The following is a 1,932-nucleotide window of genomic DNA, read 5'->3' on the forward strand; positions in this document are numbered from 1 at the left end:
CCCCGCACCCGCCGCACCCGCTCCCGCCGCACCCGCTCCCGCCGCACCCGCTCCCGCCGCGCTGGCGACGGGCCCGCGAGTCCCGGGCGCCGTGTAGACCGGGATCCGGCGGTGGTCGACGGTGAGCCGGCCGAGCTGGTCGGGGCCGTGCGTCACCTCGGCGTCCTCGCGCAGGTCGACGATGGTGCGCAGGCCGACCTGGGCGAGCACCGCCCGGCCGCTGTCGTCGAGCCCGACCAGCGCGCCCGAACGCAGCAGGGTGCGCCACCGCAGCCGTCCACCCGCGGCGGGGTAACCGCCGACGTCCCGCAGGTTGATCGTCCCCGGCAGCGGCAAGGCGCGCGCCGGCTCCGCCGCCGCGTCGGCCGGCGAGGTGTCGGTGACCTGCGTGCTGGCGGTGTCCATCGTGCTGGCGGTGTCCACGGCGGTCACTTGGACGGCAGCAGGCTGGTGGCCTGCTTCTGGGCGGCGGCGAGAGTGGAGGCGGGGTCCTTGCCGCCGAAGACGGAGCTCTCGACCGCGGTCATCATCATGTCGCCGATCTGCAGGTAGTTGTCCCCGGGGAAGGACTCCCAGGGCTGCAGCCGGGACAGCTGGTCGATGTTCGGCTTGATCAGCGGGTTGGTCTTCGCCCACGCCTGCAGGCCGTTCGGGTCGTCGAGCAGGCCGGTGCGCAGCGGCAGGTAGCCGATCTTCGAGGAGACCTGGGTGTAGGCGTGGTCGCTGGTCAGGAACTTGATCAGTTCCCAGGCGGCGCGCTGCTTCGCCGGGTCCTTGCTGAAGATCGCCAGGCCCGAGCCGGAGTTCGTCGGCACGACCGGGTTCGCGTCGAGCGACGGCTCCTGGGTGGCGCCGAGCTCCCAGTTGCCGGCCTTCGCGCCGGCCATGAACACGCCCTGCACCGCGCTCGTCTCGAGGATCATGCCAACCTGGCCGCTGGCGAACGCCTTGAACGCCTGCTGCTGGTCGACGTTCGGCATGAGGCCGCTGCGGAACAGGTCCGCCTGCGTGGCGACCGCCTGTACGGCCGGCTTGTCGGCGAACGACAGGGTCCTACCGTCCTGGGAGAGGACCCGGCCGCCGGCCGAGCGGACCAGGCTCTGGAAGCACCAGTCGCCCGCCGTCTTCGTCAGGCAGTCGACGATGACGCCGTCCTTGCCGGTCCGGGATCTGATCGCCTGCGCGGCGGTCTTGACGTCCGCCCAGGTCTTCGGCGGGCTGTTCGGGTCCAGCCCGGCCTGGGTGAACAGCGTCCGGTTCATCCACAGCACCGGCGTCGAGAAGACGTACGGCATCGCGTAGGTCTTGCCGTTCACGTCACCGAGGGTGCGAGCCCTGGGCGCGAACGGGTGGGTGCCGCCGAAGTTCGCCTGTACCTCCGAGCGACCGACCAGGTCGTCGAGCGGCCGCGCGCCGAGGCTGGTGGCGCTGAACCGCAGCGCGTTGAAGGTGATCTGGGCCACGTCCGGCGGGTTGCCGGCGAGCACCTGGTTCTTCACGCTGCTGACGTAGTCGCCGTTGGTGACGCCCTGCGGCGGCTGGCCCTTGACGGTGATGTTCGGGTGGGCGGCCTCGAAGTCGTGCAGCAGGCCCTCGATGACCGGCTTCCAGGTGCCGGTGCTGGTGAGGTTGTAGCTCTCGAAGACGATCGAGACCTTCTTGTTCGGGTCGAGCGGCGGGATGGTCGAGCCGCCGCCGGAGCCCGCGGCGGCCGTCGTCGTCGGTGACGACGTCGCGCACGCGGACGCCAGCGCGGCGACCAGGGCGAGGCCGGCCGCCAGGCGCGGCAGGCGCGGCAGGCGTGGTCGGATCACGGTGAAGCTCCTTGGGCTGAGGGACGGGTGCCGTTCGCGGGCAGGCCGGATCGCCGGGCCGGTCCCGCCCACGGGCCGGGGCACGCGGGCGGGGACGGGTCCGTGGGCGGGACCGGCC

General features: G+C 72.6%; 2 protein-coding genes. Both read right to left on the reverse strand.

Features of this window, described 5'->3' with window-relative positions; all coding sequences use genetic code 11:
• A partial coding sequence (locus C1A33_RS24510) for a tyrosine-protein phosphatase (protein ID WP_243407904.1) occupies window positions 1-423 on the reverse strand: 423 nt, incomplete at its 3' end.
• A 5-nt stretch (window positions 424-428) separates the two neighbouring features.
• On the reverse strand, window positions 429-1,811 hold the full coding sequence (locus tag C1A33_RS24515; RefSeq protein WP_101833698.1) for an ABC transporter substrate-binding protein: 1,383 nt from the start codon (window positions 1,809-1,811) through the stop codon (window positions 429-431).
• Window positions 1,812-1,932 lie beyond the last annotated feature (121 nt).

Origin of the sequence: Frankia canadensis, from assembly GCF_900197875.1 — a bacterium.
Lineage (GTDB): Bacteria > Actinomycetota > Actinomycetes > Frankiales > Frankiaceae > Frankia > Frankia canadensis.